Below are 22,001 nucleotides of genomic sequence, written 5' to 3' on the forward strand. Positions count from 1 at the left end.
TCCATCATTTTGTTTTGATAAACCAGTAAATACTAACTGTCAAAAATAGAACCAAATCTACGCTCTAATCACCGTAATAGTACGTTGATTTTCCGTGACCACAACCTGGGTAGATAACCGCTCCTCCATCGGTAAAGCATTTTTGCGTCGGTCAAACACAAATAACCATCCCTCATTCAACCCCAACCTTGCTAAATAGGATTCCAACTGCTCAATTCCTTCTGCTTGGGGGTCACGCTTTTTCTCCCGCCATACTTTTAACTCAATACCTAATGTTACACCTTTGTAACGCAGACATAAATCCATTCGATCACTACCAATGGCATATTCCCGCTCCAGGGTTCCACCATCATTGACCACACGATGCAGGAAAGCCATCAATACGATGTGGGGAGCAATTTCATGATAGCCTGTGCTACCTAATAACGGTTCCCCATGCTGTCGCCAAAATTTGAGAAACGCTTCCAGTAAAGCAGTTTTATCTAATTCCCCTTCTGGAGTTAACCAAGTTGGGGTAATTACTGGTAAAGAAGCCATTGGTGTCACCGTTAATACCCTGGGTAACACTTCTCGATAAATTGGATTGGCGATGGTTAATCCACCGTGGGGATGCATTTTACACAAACCCAAATCAATCACAAATTGAATGTCATCGTTGGGTATATCCCCCAATTCCAAACCTGCTAACATTGGCTCGATAATTGCTTTTATCCTCGGTTCCCGTAAGCGTTCTGCTAAACTATCCAAGTGGGTATCTTGACGGGCAATTAAGATTTCTTTCGCTTGTAGAATATGCTCCTTGGTAATGGCAATACTCCTATCCCGAACCATTTTTTCCACCACTTCCTTAGCCAGAGCATTTACCAACCAAGGTTGTCCTTGAGTTAAATCAAAGGCTGTTGCTGTGGCTTCTGTGGTAAAAATTTGTCCTGTTTATTGAGTATGTTGTTGGTATAATTCTGCTACTTCCTCGGCATGAAAATTTCTCAGGGTAATGGAAACAACTTTAATATTAAAGGGACTGGAGGTATTTAATCTATCACTACCACCGGATGCTACTTTATCTACTTTATAATCTCGCACATCCCGCAAACCGATTAATCCCACCGATGAAGGGAAATTTTGGGGACGATTGGGAAAACCATCCCGTAACTGTCGTAAAACGGAAATTAGGGTTTGGTCTTGCAATGAATCTATTTCATCGATAAATAGTACCAAAGGACGAGGGGAAGTCTGTGACCAAGTTTGTAAAAAAGACCTAATTCTACGTCCTGGTTCTTGTTTTTGCTCTTGCTTGAGGGGTGGTGGTTGTAATTGTTGGGGTAATCGGATGGAAATTGTATCGTACCAAGCTCCTAAAATTGCCAATTCTGCTGCACCTGGGTCATGATTAAATGCGCTTCCCACCTCCGCAGATATCACCACTGCTGCATAACGTCCTGTTGCGGTCAGTTGCTTTGCTAGGGCTAATATTGCGGTGGTTTTCCCCCTTTGTCGTGGTGCATGAATGACAAAGTAACTACGCTGTTGGATTAGCTCCTCCAAATCTGGTAGTCGCGTTGTTGGAGATAGGGTGTAGTGGATATCAGGTTGACATGGACCTGCAATATTGAACCAGCGAGACATGGGAAAAGGGAGATAGCGGACACTTTGAGTTTAGACGATTTTGGGGTTGGAATTTTGGCTTCAGAAGGATGTTTGAAAAGTGTCAAGAAATACTTTATTAATCACTTCTGAGAGACAGGAAATAAGTGCAAACAGTATATTTGCAGTTATCGACTGCTCCCGATTCCCGTACAGACGCTACATGTCGCGTCTCTTCCCACTCCCGAAAAATGAGCTTGTTAAGTATTAAAATTGACTTTTCATCCAGTTTCTCAACTACCCACGCACCAATTTATAGGATGCAATAACAATGTTTATAAAACTTATAGATTAATAGGGATATTATTAGTAATAATACAATCATAAAGGGAAAAAAGGTAATTACTATTATATTCCCAATATAATTACGGTAATTAATTTTTTCCTGACCAGCTTCAATATATCTGGTAATTAACTCTGAGTCTGAGGATGTAAGGAGTTCCCCATACTGCATCATAAATACTTTGGATTCTTCAAGTTGTTGAGAACTAGGTAATCGGCTTGCTTTTTGAGCAATATCTTCTTGATCCCATTCCTGGGCGTAACTAATAATTTGATTTTTACGGATATCTATATAGCGATACTCTTGAACCCATTCCCGTAACTTTTTCCAATGCTGGGTTAATACTTCATGGGCTAAGGTGACGACTTGTTTTTTCTCTCCATTTTCTTGGATATCTTCTTCTAGGATAATTAAATCGCTCTTTTGCAAATCTTCAATAGTACTTTTAATTTGTTCCAAACTAATATTTTGCTGATTATCTAACTGATTTTTCCGTCTACATATTTCGATTAAGTTTTCCAGTAACAATTTTTTTCTGGTATAACCTGTTGTTCCGTCTCCTAGTGCAACTAAATTAATTAAGATAGTTTTGGCAATAGCACCCTGATCCTGATTTTTTAATTCCTGATAGACTTTATTTCCATGTTGATTTAAAATGCCTTTAAGGCTTCCTAGATTATTATAATTAATCAGTGTTAGTGTTTGATGGTCTTGATGGTACCAAAGCTTGGTTAACATATATTGTAATAAAGCTAAGTTCCCAGAGACAGATTTCATGTCATTGATTAACCTGTCTATAAGTTTTTCCTCTACCCTGACACCTAATTTTTCGGTTGGTTTAACAATTACTTCTCGCAATGTATCTGGATCCATCGGTGTAATCGCGACGAGATTTTGCTGGATATTTGCCGCTAATCCAAAGTATCGTCTCTCAGTGCATTTACCGATAAAATCTGCACGGATAGCTAAAACCAAGGAAAATTTAGAACTCCATGCTTCTAATTTTTCTAATAAACAACGGATAAACAGATATTGTTCCGAGTTATCCCCTAAACGTTCACCTGGTGCTTGATGTTTACGCAGAGAGAAAACTTCTTCAAATTGATCGATAACTAAAATAACCCGTTCTTTATTATAATTTTTAATTACTTGGTCAATCATTGCTTCTAAAGCATCGGTAATTTTCTCTCCGTTATTTTCCTTCTTCTCGTCTAATAATTTAATAAACTCTCTAAACTGTAATTTTTGTTCCTCAGCAGATAGGCTAGTATCAACAAATGCCTGGGCTAAACTATTGAGGGGTTTTTCTCCTGGTTGAATCACTGGAGGAATGTACCAGTTATCACTTCCAGATATCTGTAAACCCTCTTTCAATCGATAAACTAGACCAGCACGGATGACACTAGATTTACCAACTCCAGCTGTACCAATAACTGCGAGAAAATTATTTTTATTAATTTTTTCTAGTAATTGATTTATTGTGCGATCGCGTCCATAAAAGTTACTAGTGTCTTCTGGGTTACTATCAAAATAAGATAGTCCTTTATATGGGCATTGATGAGAACTGACGGTGTTGTCAGGTTCTCCTGATTTACTTTCTGCTTTATTATTGGATATGGCTAAATTATCTATCTTTCCAAAATATATTCGTTTAAAATCACCTAGTTTTCTTAAAAACATTTCGTTGCTTTTGAGATATTTTACTAATTCTGCATTATCATTACCATATTTATATTGATTATCTAATGCAATTAACATAGACTTGGTTAAACTACTACATCGACCACCATCTTGTTGAAATTCTTGTTTTGATTTCTGGAAGGAAAAAATTAAAAATCTACTCATATTTAAATAGTTATCTAAAATAAAATTATCTAGATTTAATAGTTTGTTATTACCTTCAGAATGGCAACAATCAAGAATCACTACTTGTTGCTCGATTTTGCTGCATTTTAAAACCTCTCTCAACCAGTGTAAGGATATTCCTAAATCATCCTGTGCTGGATTAGAATCACTAGTTGTTAAAAAAACTTCTGTTAAACCTGAATTTTTGACTAAAATGTATCCAGAGAAGTAGAATAAAGCCATCTTGGGAGGATTACCGTTCGGAAGAAAAAGTTTAATAATTTCGTCCTTTAGCTGTTTCCGATCCGGTTTACTAAAATCTGAGACCAGAAAGCTACATTTTTGTTTTAAAATACTCTTCATGTGTTTTGCATTGTAGTCAGGTGCTTTCAATGCTGGAAATATTTTGCCCTTTTCATACTTATTTATACCTACTACTAAAGCTTTACGAGATGATACTTGAGAAGGAATATTTGAAGTCATTTTACTTAATTAAAACGGTAGATAACTTGAGATAAGTTGAAGTCAATAGATATCGCAATTGGAGATTAGATAGTCAACTTTTATAGTAATTGAATGACAATCAAGATAAACCTAGCAACTCAGCAAAAGATTTATCATATATAGCTTTTTCCCAATTATTATTTCTAGTAATTTGCTTGGGAACCAGGTTTATAGCTCCAATAAATTTAGCCCCCTCTAGGTTTGCACCTCGAATATAAGCTCCACTAAAATCTGCACCTTTAAAATTAACTTTTTGCAAATTAGTCTCACTCAAGCTAACATTGTCTAACTTTGTATTTTCGAGATTTGCATTTTCCAGATTAGCTCCAGATAAATCAGCATGGGTAAAATTACTATTACTGAGGTCTGCACCAATTAAATTAACTTTCCTCAAATTTGCGTAGGAAAAATCTTGATTACGAAAGTCTTGATTTTTTGTTTGTGAATTAACAATTCGCCAAACTAAACGCCATTTTTCGCTAATTTGTGTCTGAGCGTCGATGATTGCATCTTTAAAATTTGCACCACTAAAATTAACTTCTATGAGGTTAGCATTCAAAAACTTTACACCCCTGAGATTTGCTGATTTTAAGTTAGCATGACTAAGATTAGCCCTACTTAATTTTGCATGACTAAGATTAGCTCCTTTCAAGTTAGCATGAGATAAATTAGCACCACTTAAATCAGCTTCAACCAGTTCTACATCGACTAAGCTACTATTTTCTAACTGTGCATTATTGAGTTTAGCTTGAGTAAAATTAATCATATCTAAAATCAAATTGCTCAGTATGGCATCCCTTAAGTCAGCAGCAAAAAAATTAGCACCACTTAAATCGACATCTTGGAAACTAATATTATGAAAAGTTGCACTACTCAGGTTCGCACCACAAAGCTTTGTTTGATATAAATTTGTACCAAAAAAAATAGCTCCAGAAAAGTCTACACCGTTAAGAGTTAGGTGACTCAGATTTACACCACTGAGATTAGTACCAATAAAATTTGTATTACTAGGATAGGTTTCTTGAAAGTTAATAGAACTAAGTTCTGCATTTTCTAGATTTGTCTGGTTGAGGATTGCTTGACTTAGGTCTGCGAAAGTCAGGTCTGCATAACTCAGATCCGCTTCGGTTAGGTTTGTACCTACTAATTTAGTATTTGTTAAGTTTGCACCCACTAATTTAGCATAACTCAGGTCTGCATAACTCAGGTCTGCATAGCAGAGATTTGCTTGACTTAAATCGGCATCTTTAAGTTGTGCTTTAATTAGTTTTGCTTGATTTAAATCGGCATATTTGAAGATGGATTTAGACAAATTAGTACCACTAAAATTAGCTCTGGATAAATCCGCATTTGGTAATTTAATTTCTGATAAATCCCCTTTAGTTGCTGTTAAACCAGCTAAACTAACTCCATCTTCGTTTAAATCTTGAAGTGCTTGTACTCTCCCACCACTTCCTCCCTGACCTTCAGCTGAATTGATTAATTGCCAAGCTTCGTAATGATTACGTTTTTGCTGCTCAGGAAGATTAAAAATAAAAATAATTAAACCAGTTAAAATGCTTAACTGTTCGATCTTATCAAAAATATTATTACTTATATACGGTAGTAAATTCTCACACTCCCATGATGTCATATTTTTTTGGCATTTATAGAAAAGCTTATCACTCAACACTCTAATCGAAAAAATTGTTAAGAAAATGAGGGAAATAATCAAAACTATTTTTGATAGTTTTTTGAAGAATGTTGTAATTTTTTTAGTTCTCTTCTTAGAAGACAAGTCTTTTCTTTGATACTTTTTCTTGCTGTTTTTTTCCAATTTTATACCTCTTGGGAAATCATTAATTATTCTGTCTACCGTCAAAACTATCCAACCCAATACTGATACCTGTATTTCTCACAAATTCCTAAAACCTACAGGGAGTAGAAGGAAAATCAATCCTTCACTCAAGACTTATAACCTACTCGTAAGAAATCTGGGTGATAGCAATTCTAAAAATCTTTGTGACATCTAGCAATCCTAAGTCAGTTGTACATGCTACCCCTTTCCAGGAATTGATTTCAGGTGCTCCTGCGTTCACTAATCATTTAGGATTACTACATACAGGACTTATCTTGACATGTCAATAACACGTTACCGCCAGAGAGAGCTAACCCCATATTGGCCTACATACAGGACTTATCTTGACATGTCAATAACACATATCTACAACACTGTCGATATTGTCAAATGTATTACAAAATATATTCTGTATAGATACACAAAAAACGCGATCGCAATCCTTCTCAACAAGAATCACTGATTACTGCTGGTGATTTCTAAATGAATGCACATATCTCATCTCGATGTGTAGTATACTCGTGCAGCACAAAATTACAAAGTATGCTTTTAAACAAAGTTGATGTAATTTTCATGTATTTTACATATGGTCAAAATTCCATCGAGAGGATTGACATATATCTGTCGCTTCCACTTCCTCTAGACTAAAATGTGGTACGCGAATGGTAGGAAGGGTAGGCGATCGCATGATGGTTATTATTCTATAAAAATTCCAACTAAATTCTCTCAATTCTGAATGTGAACTTTTTCTCAAGCTATTTCTTATCCACAAAAAGCATAATTTTATACAAAAAATATCCTGATTTCCAGATCCATTCGACGTTTAAAAATAAATATGTATAAAAAAGCTATAGTTTATCGTTGCTTTTTTCTATATCTATATATAGGTCTCAGGGAAAAACTATAAAATTACTTTATATAAAGCTATGCCATTAAGTCGCATTCATCTAATTACATGTATCCGTGACTACACTTTAGCCGTATTTTGCCAACAAAGTGACGATTGGGAATTTCAAATTATTACTACGGGTGGAGAAGTATTTGGCGACAATAAGGTTTACTGTACCCAGGTAGCAGCAGAGAACGCTGGACGGAATCTGTTGGGTCGAATTGATTAGGTAGGTACATCCTCTATATTTTACACCCAGAGCATATCCTCCAAATCAATATTCACAGAAGTTGAAAAAAAGAATGACGACAGATAAATTTGTATTTGTAGAGATGCAATATATTGCGTCTCCGATTGCTGTAAGGAAGCAGGAAAGGTGTGCATATATTCACCAGACGTAAACATGATTTGAGTTTGAAGTTTTGCAAAGTTGTTTATCAAAAAATATCTTGAAAGACAGTGAATCCACGAATATATTTACTGAATTTTAGATTAGATACCAGAGAATTACGTAAACATATCGATGTAATGTGAATGGCTTGTAGGTAATAATGCAATGGTGAGTGATATTTATAATGTAATTTATAGATATCCTACCTATTTTTTGTGAGCGCACGTCTAATGAAGTCTGATTTTACTTGTATATGTTTAGGACTTAGTCACTTATTCACGACAAAACAAGACTTTGAGATTGATTCCTTACGACCCTACAGTCGATCCGCTACGCATCTACGCAATGACTTAACTGCGTTGTGATTGCGTAATTCTTGATGTTCTTGTATTTATAAGATTCAGAATTGTTCATGTAGACCCATGAGTAGTGAGTCTAGATAGGTGTATAGATTTTCCTCTACAGCTATTGCCATTGTGTCATCGTTTTAACTCTTAAAAAATCAAAATTATGTTTGTTCAAAATTAGAGTTGTAGGGTCAAGTAGTAGTCTTAAATTATTACAAAAACTAGTTATTCTTGAATAGCAGTATTTAGATTATCGTTCTACGGAAATGAATATCCCTAATTCCAATCATCATAATTTGTAAATAACATGAATTTATCTGCTGTTAAGAAAACATCATTTTATCATCAATTCAATACCTTTACTGTCACTCGTAAGAATGTCAAAAAAATTCCCTTTGTTGAACTATTCAGTGGCCGATTACAAGGGGTTATTTCCAGTGGTTCCGATATAGAAAGGGTGTATGTATCTTTCATTGAAGCTGGTACATTTAATTATTATTGTAGCACCAACAATAATCGTCCTTGTGGTGGTTTAAACTCCTATTATCCTTGTAATCATATTCAAGCCTTATTAGAAGAGGCAATTAATAGTTATGGAGTGGAAGCTGTTGCTAAGTATTTAAAAGTTAGTAATCATGCAGAACAAGCAGCTGATATTAGAAAAGTTTTAATTGAGTCAGGTCATGTGCAGAAAGAACCTGCGAATGAGGTATTTAGTCGTTTTTTGAATTATTTACGTTATTTAGAGTTGGAATCTTCTAGCTTACCGATTCCAGAAATGAATTGGTTTGTTTAAAAGTTATAAAAATCCCCAATAATTACAATTAGTAAAACAAAAACAAAAATTCCTAACTTAGAATCAACAAAAAATATCACTCCCATCTCCTGTATTCTGTCCCCTACATTCTTATCCTATGGCTTTTCCCGGTACTCTTAACCATCTTCCCGACGAAATTCAGTCAACACTGGATTTAATTGCTGAATTTGACCAATGTTTTTTAACGGGGTTTGCGAATTTAGAAACAAAGCAGCAAGAATCCTTGAATTCTTGGCAGAAAATTTTTATAGGAACACCTTTGGAAAAGCCGATAAATGATGCTTGTCAAGGGATTACTACAAATGAGTTTCAGGAAAAGTATTTTACAGCTTTAGCAGCAGCAAGGGTTGCTTTACAGGGTGCGATTTATGATGGATTACAAAATCAAATTTGTGGTGTTTTGGGACGTTTACAAAATTCAGAAATACAACTTGAAGTTGATTCTGTTTCAACACCTGCGCATATTCCCATTTACCAAGAAAGTATACGTCAATGCTTGATGGAAGTAGCTTTAGTCGGCTTTAATCGTTTGGATAAATCTACTCTAGTACCATTTATTTCTACATTAGAACAAATTCAATCGGAACCACTATTAATTCGTCAAGCAGCTTTATTAACTGGATATATGAATGAATTAATGTATCAAGTTCCCGTGACAGATAGTAATACTATTCCTCTATTTCGTTGGGTGGATTTATGGTCACAGGGGATGATGGGTGGTTTACGAAAGGTTGTACATCCAACTCCAAAAATAATTTCTGGAGATTTTATGGGTTTGGGGATGGATATCAAAAGTCATGCAAATTTCGTTAGTTGGACAATTTATGGTTTATTAATGGGTGATTGTATAACTCAGGTGGCAAAAATTAATCAATCCGCTTATAAGGTGGATGCTATTTCCCATCAAGATATTTGGTTGCTATTTCCCCAAGCAAAACCTATTTTAGAAGCTTTTGGTAATCAACAAATATTAAAGTTGGAAAATATCCCCCTGTCACCGACGGGGGATTTAATTTGGAAAGGGGAAGGGGTATTGGGGGATAAGTATAAATTGATGGAAGTTGCAAAAGAATATTTTCAAGTTCAATCTGCTACGGAGGAAGCAAAAATTAGTAGTTTTTATCTGACACCAGATAGTCGTCATCCAATTCATATTGGTGAACCTGTATATTTAAGTAATTATCAAATTAATCAACAAGAGGGGGAAATTATCCTGGATTGGGAGGATAGCGGGAGTTTGAAAATAGATTGCGATCGCATGGGGAGTTTTTCGGATATTACGGCTGACAATTTGCTTGCATCCAGTGAAATATTTGGATTGATGCGATTTGATAATTGTTGCTGGAGTGTCCAACCTTTGGCTGTGAATGTAAACAAAAAGGTGATTTATACTGGACAGAATGTAGCTAAGTTTATTCAGGGTAAACCGAAAACAAATACGGTGGAAATTTTACAGGAACGTGCTAGTCGGTTGTTAAGGAAAAGTAAATAGGGGTGTTATATATTTGGTGCTAAAGCGCTACTACAAGCTTTATTCTATGACTAATATATCAAAATCTAAAATCTAAAATCCCAAGATGGAATCAGCAATTATTCAACGTCGTCAAGTGATTTATTGGCGATTATTAACGGCAATGTTTAGTTTGGATGAACAGGGTGAAAATTTTCATCGGATGTCTGCTGAAATTGTGGATGAATTAGGTTTACCACAGTTAATTCTTGACCCCGATATTAGTATTGATGATTTATTGCGTCGCCATCCGGAATTAGTTCCAGATTTTCAACAGAGGATTATTCCGGAAGAGGTGATAGAAGGATTAGAGGAAAACTCACAAAATCAAGAATTAGCAGCAACAGAAAAGTATAGTTTGCGACGGGGGTTAGTTTTTTCTAAAATGCTTTTAAATGCATTTGGACCAAATACCCAAACCAATCAAGTAACAGCACAACAATATTCCCAATGGCTGAAAGATGTGGGATATTTGGAAAGAGCGCTTGGTTGTAATTTAAGAGGACAAGCACCTTCTATCGCTTCGGGACAAGGTAATTCAAAATTAGCTGGTAACTCTGGTGATTCCGGTCATTTTCAAAAAAGTGGAAAAACTGGTCAAGCTCAAAATGGAACTGGGGGAAGTAGTGCTAGTTTAGGAAAAGGTTCTGGTTTCAATATTACTGAAGAACAACTGCGGGAAACTTTAACAGCTTTGGAAGGGGAATTAATTCAAAAAATGGCTTTACGGGAGGTTCTTCAGGATAACCATCTCGCTAGTCAAATTACTCCTTCAATGGCTATAGTTGAACAGCTTTTACGAGATAAGGGTAATTTGTCAGGAACTGCTTTGAAAAATGCAAAACGATTAATTAAGGAGTATATTGACCAACTTGCAGAGGTATTACGGTTACAGGTTGCACAAACGGTAACGGGTAAATTGGATTATTCTGTCCCTCCAAAACGGGTGTTTCGGAATTTGGATTTAAAACGCACAATTTGGAAAAATTTAACGAATTGGAATCCGGATGAACAAAGGTTATATGTAGACCGACTTTACTATCGTCATGCTTCTAAAAAGAAGATACCAACACGAATGATTGTGGTTGTGGATCAATCGGGTTCTATGGTGGATGCGATGGTGCAATGTACGATTTTGGCTTCAATTTTTGCTGGTCTTCCCAATGTGGATGTGCATTTAATTGCTTTTGATACTCAAGTTATTGATTTAACCCCTTGGGTGAATGATCCATTTGAGGTGTTGTTACGGACTAACTTGGGTGGTGGGACTTATATTTATAGTGCATTACAAGAAGCTGCACAGAAAATTTTATCTCCACAAAATACAGCTTTGGTTTTGATTTCTGATTTCTATGAAGGAGGTAGCGACCAGGTTTTATTTGATTATATTAAATCCTTGAAGGAGTCGGGTGTACATTTTATTCCGGTGGGTGCGGTGATGAGTAGTGGTTATTTTAGTGTGAATCAATGGTTTCGGGATAAATTAAAGGAGTTGGGTACACCAATTTTAACGGGAAGTCCGAAAAAGTTGATTCAGGAGTTGAAGAAGGTGATTGTTTAGTAGAGACGTAATATATTACGTCTCACATTCTGGATGTGTCGAAAATAATGTATATATATGATTACATAAAATGATTGCAGAAAAATATCAAAAAATATGCTGAAAATCTAACCTAATTCTCACTAGATTATCCTCTATCCTGTATTCTCGAAAAAAAGGAGTTCAATTAAATGCCTAGAACTAAAAATAATACTGTGAAAGCAATCCCAGAAAATAACAATCAAGCTGCTCAACAAGATGTAATCCTACGTCAACCTGCGGAATTAAAATATCGGGAAGAGTTGGATTATTTAGCATCCATTGATGACGGGACAAAACCCTTTAATTGGAAATTGTCACCGCAAATGGTACGAACTTTTGTGTTAGGAAGTACACCTTCCCAGAAACTAGAACGAGTAATTGAACAAAAATGGTATGGCGATCGCGCGATCGCTGAACGAGCAATCGTCACTCTTGCTTCCGATCGGGGGTTGCTATTGATTGGAGACCCTGGTACTGGTAAAAGTTGGTTAGCGGAACTTTTAGCAGCAGCTATTTGTGGTAATTCTACCTATGTTGTCCAAGGAACTGCGGGAACTACGGAAGACCAAATTAAGTATTCTTGGAATGTGGCGATGGTAATTGCTGCTGGTCAATCGCGGGATTCCCTGATTCCTTCCCCCATGATGGCGGCAATGCAAAACGGAGCTATGGGTCGATTTGAAGAGTTGACCCGGTGTACTTCTGATGTCCAGGATGCGTTAATTTCTATACTCAGCGAAAAGTATATTTCCATACCAGAATTAAAAGATGATAATGTGGTGTTTGCCCAACCAGGATTTAATATAATTGCCACAGCTAACAGTCGCGATCGCGGTGTGAATGAATTGTCGTCAGCACTGAAGCGACGGTTTAATTTTGTACATATGCCGGTGGTAACGAATAGGAAGCAGGAGAAGGAGATTATTCTGTTCCGGACGAAGGAGTTAATGAACCGTCATGGTTTTGAAGTGGAGGTTCCTCCGACATTGTTGGATGTATTATTACAAACCTTTGCAGATTTACGGGAAACCAGTAATGCTGCGACTTCTGATGAGCAAAAGCTGGAATCGGCTTTATCTACAGCTGAACAGATTGGTGTTTTAGAAGATGCGATTTTACACAGTCGTTACTTTGGATCAACAAGTTTAGAAGCAGGAACCCTCGCGCGATCGCTGGTGGGAACTTTGGTACGTCGTTTACCGGAGGATATTTCGGTAATTAACCAGTTTTGGCATAGTGTGGTCGAAAAACGCACTCAGGAAGCGAAAACATCGGAATGGAATGAGTTTCTCCAAGGAGGTAAGGAAGCTATGGGACTGAAGTGATTTTGGATTGGGGAGTAGTTGTGATCAACTGTGTACACCAATTAATGAATGAAAGAGGTTTTTAAAAATAATCCTGATTTATCATTCTGGAAAACTAAAAATCAAATGCAATCTGCAAACTTCATACAGGAAGTAAATTTGAGCATTGATTTCCTGACAAAAACTAATTATTTTTCAACATTCCTATGTCATTTGAAGAAAACCGAATTATGGAAATCGAACTAATACCGATTCCAAAAATGTTTGCAATATACCCAGAATATGAGACGTAGCATCGCTACGTCTCTACAAAATTCATCCGTCGCATTCTTTTCTCAAATTGGTATAAAACCCAACTTCTCACCAACTCCTAATTCCCACCATGAACCTACCCGAATCCTTCCACCCTCTCCAAGCACAATTACTGGGTGCTGCTGAAAAATTTGCTACTAATGCCCAACCCTTGGGTGAGTTACTTGCTGCTTTGGTTGCTGATGTGGACAAAGCTACCAGTGAACCCTTAGAAATTTTCCCGGTGTGTCACCATTCACCTGCTTCTGCTTTACAAATGGTGCGACGGTTGCAGCATCATCCTCCACGGGTGATTTATCTGGAAATGTGTGAGGATTTACTGCCAATCGTGGAAAATTTGCGGGATTGTAAGTTTCCCGTGGCTTTACAAGCTTTTGCTACTGAATCTGTAACTTTTTCACCCCAGGATATGCCATTAAGTGTAGTTGCACCCATCACAGAAGCTTCCGCAGAATACCAAGCGATCGCATTTGCGCTGGAGCATCCAGGGACGGAGTTGGTGTTTGTTGATCGAGCTGTGGATTATGTGTTTCAGTGGGAGGAACGTCCCCAGGAACGGTTAGAGGAGGAGGTTACAGATGAAGCGAAAATGCATGGAACGGCGATTGGATTGGAAATTGGGGGTTTAACGCCGAGTTTTGATGTGTTTTTGCAGTTTCTGCTCAAAAATTCTCAAACCCGTCATTTTGCTGAATGGTGGGAGCAGTATGTGGAGCAGGCTATAATTAATACTGATTACCACACCTACCGTCAGGTGATGTTTTTGATCGGTAGTTTGTTGCGTCGCTTAGGTACTCGTCAGCAGGAAATTGCAACTGACCGCTTGCGGGAAAGGTACATGTGGACGAGAATTAAGCAGCATCTGCAAGGAAGGGGAATTCAACCAGAGGAAGCTATTTATATCTGTGGTGCAGCCCATGCTGCTAGTGATGTCCCGGAGTTTGGTGTTGGTAATAGTACGGTTTGGGAAATTCCCAATTTGAGTCAAACTACGTGGATGTACGGGTTAATTCCCTCCAGTTTTGCCGCAATTGAATACCAGTTTTCCCATCCACCGGGTACGGTAGCAATGGCAGAAGCAAGTTGGAAAAAGAATTTAAAAGCAGCCAATCTCAAGCCCTTTAGTTTGGGTGAACAAAAGAAAACTCAAAAGCCAAAAAATACTAACCATACACCCCAAAACCCTGCCACTGCAACCATTCTTACATCCTTCCTCACCCGTCCCCCGGAACAAGTTGCAGCAGATACCGAACAATTACTACAATGGTGTGCCGATATTGTCGGATTAGCGCGTAAAAATGGTTACTTAGCCAGTACCGCCGATTCGATTGCGATTTACCAAACATCCCTCCTACTTGCGGGGATGCGTAACCGTTTACATCCTACTCCCTATGACTTTCAGGATGCAGCAATTACCTGCTTAGAAAAAGACCGTACTCCGAAAAAACGCAATATTTTCCAGCTTTGTCAAATTTTACTCGGTGGCGATCGCGTCGGATTAGTGGGTTATGCATCTCTCCCTCCCTTGGCGCAAAATGTGTATGATCGGCTTGCACCTTTGAATGTGAATTTGCAAGGGCAGACCAATCAACGTGCTTTAATGGATTTTAAACGGGAACCCCAATTATTGCCCTGTTCTGATGTGTTATGGCGACTGTATTATTTATTAGGTTCCCATATTGTGCAACCGATTATGGGGGAACGTCGTCTCGGATTTAAACCGATTCAGGAATCCTGGGAGATTCGCATCGGCAAATACCAGCGTCAATTAATCATGTTGGGTTATGAAGGTGTCACCCTGGAACAGGTAATAGAACAACGCCTACAAAAAACCGCCTTCGATTCCCAAGGGACAGCGAAAACCGCCTTACAAACAGCAGAAGATAGTATTTTATACTTGCACAGTCCCCGTCTCACCAGTAAATTAGGGGAACACGCCATATCCCTATTAGTGCGGGAAACCGGAGCTACAGATGCACCAGAAATATTTACCATTATCCGACGCTTAGTCCATTATTACCGCACCACCCCCACGGGATTACCGACCTGGATTGAAAACTTTGTTACTATCGGTTATCGCCACTACACTACCCTTCTACCCAAAGCCTTTAGTGACAGGGGAACAAAACCGGAACAAATAGCCGGGATGCTCAATTTTATCTTTACTCTAGAAAGTTTAGCATTATCCCTGGGATGCGATCGCGCTCAATTATTAATAAGTGTTAAACAAGCAGCAAGTGAACAACCAGACCCAGCCAAACTAGGTTTACTCTGGACAACGGAATGGTTATTGGGATTGCGAACAATTCCCCAAATGCGGGAATTTTTCCACCATGTTTTGAGGAATGAAATGTTAATCCGTACCCTTCCCGATTATCTGAACGGTTTTCTCCTGTCCCTGGGTTTCGCACCCCGAATCAACCGTTTTGTCGTCGAGTTACTTGCTCAATTATTCGGTTCCGTCCCCGACCATACCCTGTTACCGTGGCTACCCAATTTAATTTTACGCTTGCGTCCCCACCGGGAAATTCTGCAAAACCTGATTAAAGAAGCAGCAAATACCTATCCCCAGCAATTACAAGGATTTGCCAATTGGGTTCCGGTATGGGAAAAAGAGAACATTCCAGAAGTTAAAACCCCATCACAAACATCATTAACAAGCTTTACAGAAGGAGAGATAAAGGCACGGCAATTAATATTTAAGTATAAAGCAGGAACCAATGCGATCGCGCAGCGACTCCTGTGGAGTATCACGCAACTATTAAACATAGAAAATATCCAATGGCAGGAATTGGAAACTAAATCAACAGGGGAAAATAATTTCTCCCGGAATTACTCTATCAGCGCAACAGAAATGCAAATTCAAAACCTTTTAAAAACCCATCCAGACACAATGGAATCATTACTAGGATTGCTGACAAATTCTTAAAAATTCAGGGAAATAGGGAGTAGCCTACAGGTCGATCGCATTAATTTTGATAAGTAAAGAAAGGTACGTAGTTGCGCTCATAGGGCTTTATTAGACTACCCCTGTGTCTTCTACTCTCGACCTCTAGTCAACACCTCCACAACATCAGTATACTGATTAAACTCAGCTAACATTAAAGCCGTATATCCACCTTGATTACGTAAATCCAAATCGGCTCCAGCATCTAATAAAATTTGTGCCAATGGTGCATTACCGTGGGAAGCAGACCACATGAGAGCAGTTGCACCAACCTGGTCTTGGAAATTGACGTTAGCGCCGGATGCTGCTAAATATTTAACAATGGTAGTATGGTTTTGTTCCGCAGCCAGTAGCAATAAACTCTTACCCTGGGAGTTACAAAAATTTGCGTCAGCGTGATAATCCAATAATAACTGGACTATTTCCTCATGCTGTTGACAAACTGCCAAACTTAATGCCGTCTCCCCCAAATTACTCCCATTGACCTGTGCATCTCTTTTGAGTAAAGCTTCCACAATTTGTTTATGACCCTGCAAAGTTGCGAGGAGTAAGGGGGTATCACCCAACTTATTACGTAGATTTACATTGGCATCGCGATTGAGCAACACCGTCACAAAATCTAAATGTCCTTCCACAGTCGCAATATGTAGCGCCGTATCCCCATCCAGATTTTGGGCATTGACATCTGCCCCATAATTTAATAATAGAGCCGCGATCGCACTATGTCCTAAAGCCGCAGCAGCCATCAGTGCAGTTTCTTGACTCAAATTGTGTTGATTCACATTTGCTCCACCATTGAGCAATAATTGAACCATTTCCCCATCCCCTGCATCCACAGCCATCATCAAAGGGGTTTCCCCTGTTGCATCAGGAGTATTGACATCCGCACCTGCACCAACTAATAATTCAACAATCGAACGATGACCACCGGCGATCGCTAATCTTAAACTGGTATCGCGATCGCGATCGCAAATATTCACATCCGCTCCAGCTTGCAGCAAAACCTCCACAATCTCCCGATTCCCTTTCTGGGATGCCACCATTAAAGCTGTACTCCCATCTTCATTAGTAGCATTCACATCTGCATGATTTTGAATTAATAACTTAACCACATCCAGTTTTTGCGCAGCCGCAGCCACCATTAGGGGTGTGATACCATATTGCTGACGACGGAAATTTACATTTGCACCCGCCGCAATCAAAGTACGAACAATTTCCGTATACCCATAATTAGCAGCATACATCAATCCTGTCGTCCCATTCTGTTGTGCCCCATCCGGTGCAGCACCAACAGCTAACAGCGCCTTCACCTTCCCCAAGTTACCACTTTGTGCCGCTAACAGCAGCAACTCATCAGTTGTATTACCAGTCATTCCCGTACACAATCACCCATCATCAATAAGCGTAAGGGTAAAGTTAACTATAGGGAAGGGGTCAGCCGACAGAAATATAGCAAAACAGGTGTTGCTGAATTTGACCATGAATTACAATTATTTACATTTTGTATTAAAACCAAAATTATCTCTTCGAGAAGCCGCGCTATGGGCGTCTACGTAGAGACGTAGCAATGCTAAGTCTCTACTACCGCCGACCCTATTTAATTGTGACGGTAAAATCGTATAAATGAAATGATGGACCACCGCCACCAACTATATAGTAATCACCCGTCACCGGTAATTTCACGGTTAATGATTTACCTTCACCACCACCTAAACCAGAAAATACCGGACTAATGGCTTTACCATTATTTCCATACAATGTCACACTAGCACGGGCACCCAAACTATTGATTTTTAGAGTTAAATTTTGTCCCTTTCTCGCTCTCAAAATGTAAATGCGATTGTCTGCGCCAGTAATATTTTTACTATTTGTTCCCCGGACAAAGGCGACGCGAGTTGTTGGTAAAGAATTGAGATGGTGCTTCACATTTGCAAGCTGGGCAGAGGCTGGAATTGTTGGAACTAATATACCTCCAGTCACCATTAATAATGCCGATACGCCGCCAATAAAAAAACGTTTCATCTGTAAATTCCTAGAATGAGTAAGTAAAATATCATCTCTCAGCACGAATTCAAGCTTGATTTTTATTCGTAACTTTAATTACTAACCCGATACTACGAATTTCGGAAAACTACAGGTTTTTTCCCAGAGAAAGTATTGAACTACAAAAAGTGCCACGGTTTATAAAAATGATTCCCCATACACTATGTGACGATTTAAGATAACATTCATGTTATCAATTCAGAATTATACTGAAAAGTTGGCAGCAAGTAAGGTATCAAATTAGTCTTCTTACTGAGGATTCACTGCAAATATGAATAATGAAAATAAAAGTTAGGCGATACGCCTTTGGCGTTAAGCTCTGCTTATCGATAACCGAAAAAACGATGTTTTCGATCACGGTTTTTTGCAGATTTTTAAATCTACAGGTATGTTGACCAAAATATCAAAGTTCCCCATAATAAAACTACTAGGAGCCGGTTAGGTGGGTTTCTCGACTTCTATAGATAGAACGTCTCCCCCCAGGGAGTAAACAGACGTTTACTCCTTCACCATTATTAATTTTGCCTTGTTTGGTCTAGGGTCAGGAATGTAGGATATAATTAGGAGCAGTCCTCTCCCTGAAAATGTAGAGTTAATGGGAAAATCAAAGTAAACTATCCTTAGTTTCGCGGACGAACTACCTGTAGAACACAACTATGTTTGATGCATTAGCTGACCGTTTAGAATCTGCCTGGAAAAAACTGCGGGGACAAGATAAAATCTCCCAATCAAATATTCAAGATGCCCTGCGAGAAGTGCGCCGCGCCTTGCTAGAAGCAGATGTAAACCTTCAGGTAGTTAAGGATTTTATTACCGAAGTTGAAACCAAGGCAATGGGGGCAGAGGTAATTAGTGGTGTTCGCCCCGCCCAACAATTTATTAAAATAGTTCACGATGAACTTGTCAAAGTCATGGGGGAAGAAAATGTTCCCCTCGCTCACTCCGCAACTGCACCCACAGTCGTCCTGATGGCGGGATTGCAAGGTACGGGTAAAACCACCGCCACCGCAAAATTGGCTCTACACCTGCGCAAACTGGAACGCTCCTGTATGATGGTTGCCACTGACGTGTATCGTCCTGCTGCCATTGACCAGCTAATTACCCTAGGTAAACAAATTGACGTACCCGTATTTGAGTTAGGCAGTGATGCTAACCCAGTGGAAATCGCCCGTCAAGGGGTAGAACGGGCTAGGGCTGAAGGGATAGATACGGTTATTATTGATACCGCCGGACGCTTGCAAATCGATGACAGCATGATGGCGGAATTGGCTCGCATCAAAGAAACCGTACAACCCGATGAAACCCTGCTGGTTGTCGATGCCATGACCGGTCAAGAAGCAGCCAATTTAACCCGCACTTTCCACGAACAAATTGGGATTACCGGAGCAATCCTGACGAAAATGGACGGTGATAGCCGAGGTGGTGCAGCCTTGTCTGTACGGCGAATTTCCGGACAACCGATTAAGTTTATCGGGGTAGGGGAAAAAGTTGAAGCACTGCAACCATTCTACCCAGAGCGGATGGCTTCGCGGATTTTGGGGATGGGTGACGTACTCACCCTAGTAGAAAAAGCCCAGGAAGAGATCGATTTAGCAGACGCGGAAAAAATGCAGGAAAAAATCCTGTCTGCCAAGTTTGATTTTACCGACTTCCTCAAACAGTTACGCTTACTGAAAAATATGGGTTCCCTGGGTGGGATAATGAAACTCATCCCTGGTATGGGTAAACTCTCCGACGATCAACTGCGTCAGGGGGAAACCCAACTCAAACGCTGCGAAGCCATGATTAATTCCATGACCCCCCAGGAACGACGGGATCCCGATTTACTTGCTAGTTCCCCCAGTCGTCGTCGTCGTGTCGCTAAAGGCTCAGGTTACAAGGAACCCGATGTGAGTAAACTCGTGAGCGACTTTCAACGAATGCGTAGTTTAATGCAACAAATGGGACAAGGGAACTTTCCGGGTATGCCGGGAGGTGGAGGAATGTTCGGTGGTGGTGGAGGAATGTTTGGTGGTGGAAACCGTCAGACCGCTCCGGGTTGGCGAGGATATCCTGGAGGTGGGAATCCTGGTGGCAAAAAATCCAAACCGAAAAAAGATAAGAAGAAAAAGGGTTTTGGTCAACTTTAATTCTTGCATCTCAGGATGAAAATGGTGCTTCGATTCTGGCTGAGACGAGGAAATTTGCTGGGTATCAAGTGCCGTTTAATTAGGAACAATTACGTGGCAGAATCGAGGTGTAATTAATATTATGTTGTAGAGACATAGCAATGCTACGTCTCTACATGATTGTTGGTAAGATGGGGGTGGCTGAATGTAGGAGGTGGAACATGACCATCGTTAACAAGCCTGATGTTTGCATTCCCTATTTGGAAAATGGCGATCGCTTAACTCGATTTGAGTTTGAACGTCGCTACATGGCTATGCCTAACTTGAAAAAGGCTGAATTAATTGAAGGAGTTGTTTACGTGGCTTCACCCCTAAGATATCGTCAACACGGAAAACCCCATAGTCGGATTATTGGTTGGTTGGCGGTTTACGAGGCGGCAACACCGGGTGTAGAATTGGCTGATAATGCCACAGTCCGTTTGGATTTGGATAATGAACCCCAACCGGATGCTTTGTTGCGAATTGAGTCTGCTTGTGGGGGACAATCGTCCATTAGTGAGGATGATTATGTGGAAGGAGCTCCGGAGTTAATTGTGGAAGTGGCTGCAAGCAGTGCATCCTATGATTTACATGATAAATTGAAGGCATATCGTCGCAATGGGGTGTTGGAATATATTGTTTGGCAAGTGGGGGAACAAAAAGTTAGTTGGTTTTGGTTACAAGCTGGAGAATATCAGCAGTTAGTTCCTGATGATGCTGGGATTATTTACAGTCAGGTTTTTCCTGGGTTAAATTTGGATGTAACTGCATTATTGGCAGATAATCTAGCTCAGGTATTGACTGTGGTGCAGCAGGGAGTCACAACTAAAGCCCATCAAGAGTTTGTCGCAAAATTGGCAACTAGAAGAAGTTAGACGGCGCTACAATAAACCCATACGGATCGCAAATAACCTTCTGCAACTTTTACTCATGTCCCTCGCTCAAGAAAAAGAAGTAGAAATAATTCCAGACCCATCAGCGGCTATAATTTTTCCCCAGGGAGATTTATATAGCGATGAACCACCTGTGGAAACGGAATTACACCTAGAGCAAATCATGCTTTTCCTTAAATGTCTCAAATGGTTATGGCGAGATAGAAATGATTTTTATGCTGCTGGTAATTTAACCATTTATTACAGTCCCCGTCAACGCAAATCAGAGGATTTTCGCGGACCTGATTTTTTTGTGGTTTTAGGATGCGATCGCAAACCTCGTAAAAGTTGGGTGGTCTGGGAGGAGGATGGAAAATATCCCAATGTGATTGTGGAAATACTATCTCCTAAAACGGCTGAAGTTGATAAAAATTTCAAAAAACAAATTTATCAAGATATTTTTCGCACCCATGATTATTTTTGGTTTGACCCAGATACCTTAGAATTTGCTGGTTTCCACTTAGTTGATGGTACTTACCAATCCCTAAAACCAAATGATTTAGGACATCTATGGAGTCAACAATTGGGTTTGTATCTGGGAATTTATCAGAATCAGGTGCGCTTTTTTACCAGAGAAGGGAAATTAGTGCCGACACCGGAAGAAGAAGCTGAAAGATTAGCAGCAAAGTTGCGTGAATTGAATATTAATCCCGATGATTAGGGGGTT

The 22,001-nt window shown here is 39.3% G+C and carries 13 protein-coding genes and 1 pseudogene; 9 read left to right on the plus strand and 5 right to left on the minus strand.

Annotation, left to right across the window (positions count from 1 at the left end):
- Positions 1 to 57: 57 nt before the first annotated feature.
- The 3 genes and pseudogenes from CDC37_RS06525 to CDC37_RS06535 all read right to left on the minus strand — a co-directional run bounded on the left by CDC37_RS06525 (position 58) and on the right by CDC37_RS06535 (position 6,152).
- A pseudogene (locus tag CDC37_RS06525) lies at positions 58 to 1,626 on the minus strand (AAA family ATPase).
- A 271-nt stretch (positions 1,627 to 1,897) separates the two neighbouring features.
- Positions 1,898 to 4,255, minus strand: coding sequence for an nSTAND1 domain-containing NTPase (locus tag CDC37_RS06530; RefSeq protein ID WP_096621031.1), 2,358 nt, complete (start codon positions 4,253 to 4,255; stop codon positions 1,898 to 1,900).
- A 100-nt stretch (positions 4,256 to 4,355) separates the two neighbouring features.
- Positions 4,356 to 6,152, minus strand: a complete 1,797-nt coding sequence (locus tag CDC37_RS06535; RefSeq protein ID WP_157780668.1) for a pentapeptide repeat-containing protein — start codon at positions 6,150 to 6,152, stop codon at positions 4,356 to 4,358.
- An 887-nt stretch (positions 6,153 to 7,039) separates the two neighbouring features.
- Here CDC37_RS06535 and CDC37_RS06540 point away from each other — a divergent pair.
- The 6 genes from CDC37_RS06540 to CDC37_RS06565 all read left to right on the plus strand — a co-directional run bounded on the left by CDC37_RS06540 (position 7,040) and on the right by CDC37_RS06565 (position 16,194).
- Positions 7,040 to 7,231, plus strand: coding sequence for a hypothetical protein (locus CDC37_RS06540; RefSeq protein WP_096621033.1), 192 nt, complete (start codon positions 7,040 to 7,042; stop codon positions 7,229 to 7,231).
- Positions 7,232 to 8,047: 816 nt separating this feature from the next.
- Positions 8,048 to 8,536, plus strand: a complete 489-nt coding sequence (locus CDC37_RS06545; RefSeq protein WP_197707047.1) for a hypothetical protein — start codon at positions 8,048 to 8,050, stop codon at positions 8,534 to 8,536.
- 118 nt (positions 8,537 to 8,654) lie between these two features.
- Entirely contained in the window at positions 8,655 to 10,049 is a 1,395-nt protein-coding gene (locus CDC37_RS06550; RefSeq protein ID WP_096621034.1) for a hypothetical protein, read from the plus strand.
- A gap of 85 nt (positions 10,050 to 10,134) precedes the next feature.
- Positions 10,135 to 11,628, plus strand: a complete 1,494-nt coding sequence (locus CDC37_RS06555) for a VWA domain-containing protein (protein ID WP_096621035.1) — start codon at positions 10,135 to 10,137, stop codon at positions 11,626 to 11,628.
- A gap of 170 nt (positions 11,629 to 11,798) precedes the next feature.
- Positions 11,799 to 12,974, plus strand: a complete 1,176-nt coding sequence (locus CDC37_RS06560) for an ATP-binding protein (RefSeq protein WP_096621036.1) — start codon at positions 11,799 to 11,801, stop codon at positions 12,972 to 12,974.
- Between the two features lie 361 nt (positions 12,975 to 13,335).
- Complete coding sequence (locus tag CDC37_RS06565) at positions 13,336 to 16,194, plus strand: DUF5682 family protein (RefSeq protein WP_096621037.1); 2,859 nt, start codon at positions 13,336 to 13,338, stop codon at positions 16,192 to 16,194.
- Positions 16,195 to 16,304: 110 nt separating this feature from the next.
- Here the strand turns inward: CDC37_RS06565 and CDC37_RS06570 are convergent, their stop codons facing one another.
- Together CDC37_RS06570 and CDC37_RS06575 are read right to left on the minus strand one after the other, a co-directional pair.
- Positions 16,305 to 17,585, minus strand: a complete 1,281-nt coding sequence (locus CDC37_RS06570) for an ankyrin repeat domain-containing protein (RefSeq protein WP_096621038.1) — start codon at positions 17,583 to 17,585, stop codon at positions 16,305 to 16,307.
- A gap of 220 nt (positions 17,586 to 17,805) precedes the next feature.
- Complete coding sequence (locus CDC37_RS06575) at positions 17,806 to 18,234, minus strand: hypothetical protein (protein ID WP_096621039.1); 429 nt, start codon at positions 18,232 to 18,234, stop codon at positions 17,806 to 17,808.
- A 677-nt stretch (positions 18,235 to 18,911) separates the two neighbouring features.
- On the opposite strand from CDC37_RS06575, the gene ffh reads away from it, so the two are divergent.
- From ffh to CDC37_RS06590, 3 genes are all read left to right on the plus strand, one after another.
- Positions 18,912 to 20,384: a signal recognition particle protein gene (gene ffh / locus CDC37_RS06580; protein WP_096621040.1), complete on the plus strand. Its 1,473-nt coding sequence runs from the start codon at positions 18,912 to 18,914 to the stop codon at positions 20,382 to 20,384.
- A gap of 200 nt (positions 20,385 to 20,584) precedes the next feature.
- Positions 20,585 to 21,277: a Uma2 family endonuclease gene (locus tag CDC37_RS06585; RefSeq protein ID WP_096621041.1), complete on the plus strand. Its 693-nt coding sequence runs from the start codon at positions 20,585 to 20,587 to the stop codon at positions 21,275 to 21,277.
- Positions 21,278 to 21,332: 55 nt separating this feature from the next.
- Entirely contained in the window at positions 21,333 to 21,995 is a 663-nt protein-coding gene (locus tag CDC37_RS06590; protein WP_096621042.1) for a Uma2 family endonuclease, read from the plus strand.
- Positions 21,996 to 22,001: the final 6 nt, after the last annotated feature.

This window comes from Calothrix sp. NIES-3974 (assembly GCF_002368395.1).
Taxonomy (GTDB): domain Bacteria; phylum Cyanobacteriota; class Cyanobacteriia; order Cyanobacteriales; family Nostocaceae; genus NIES-3974.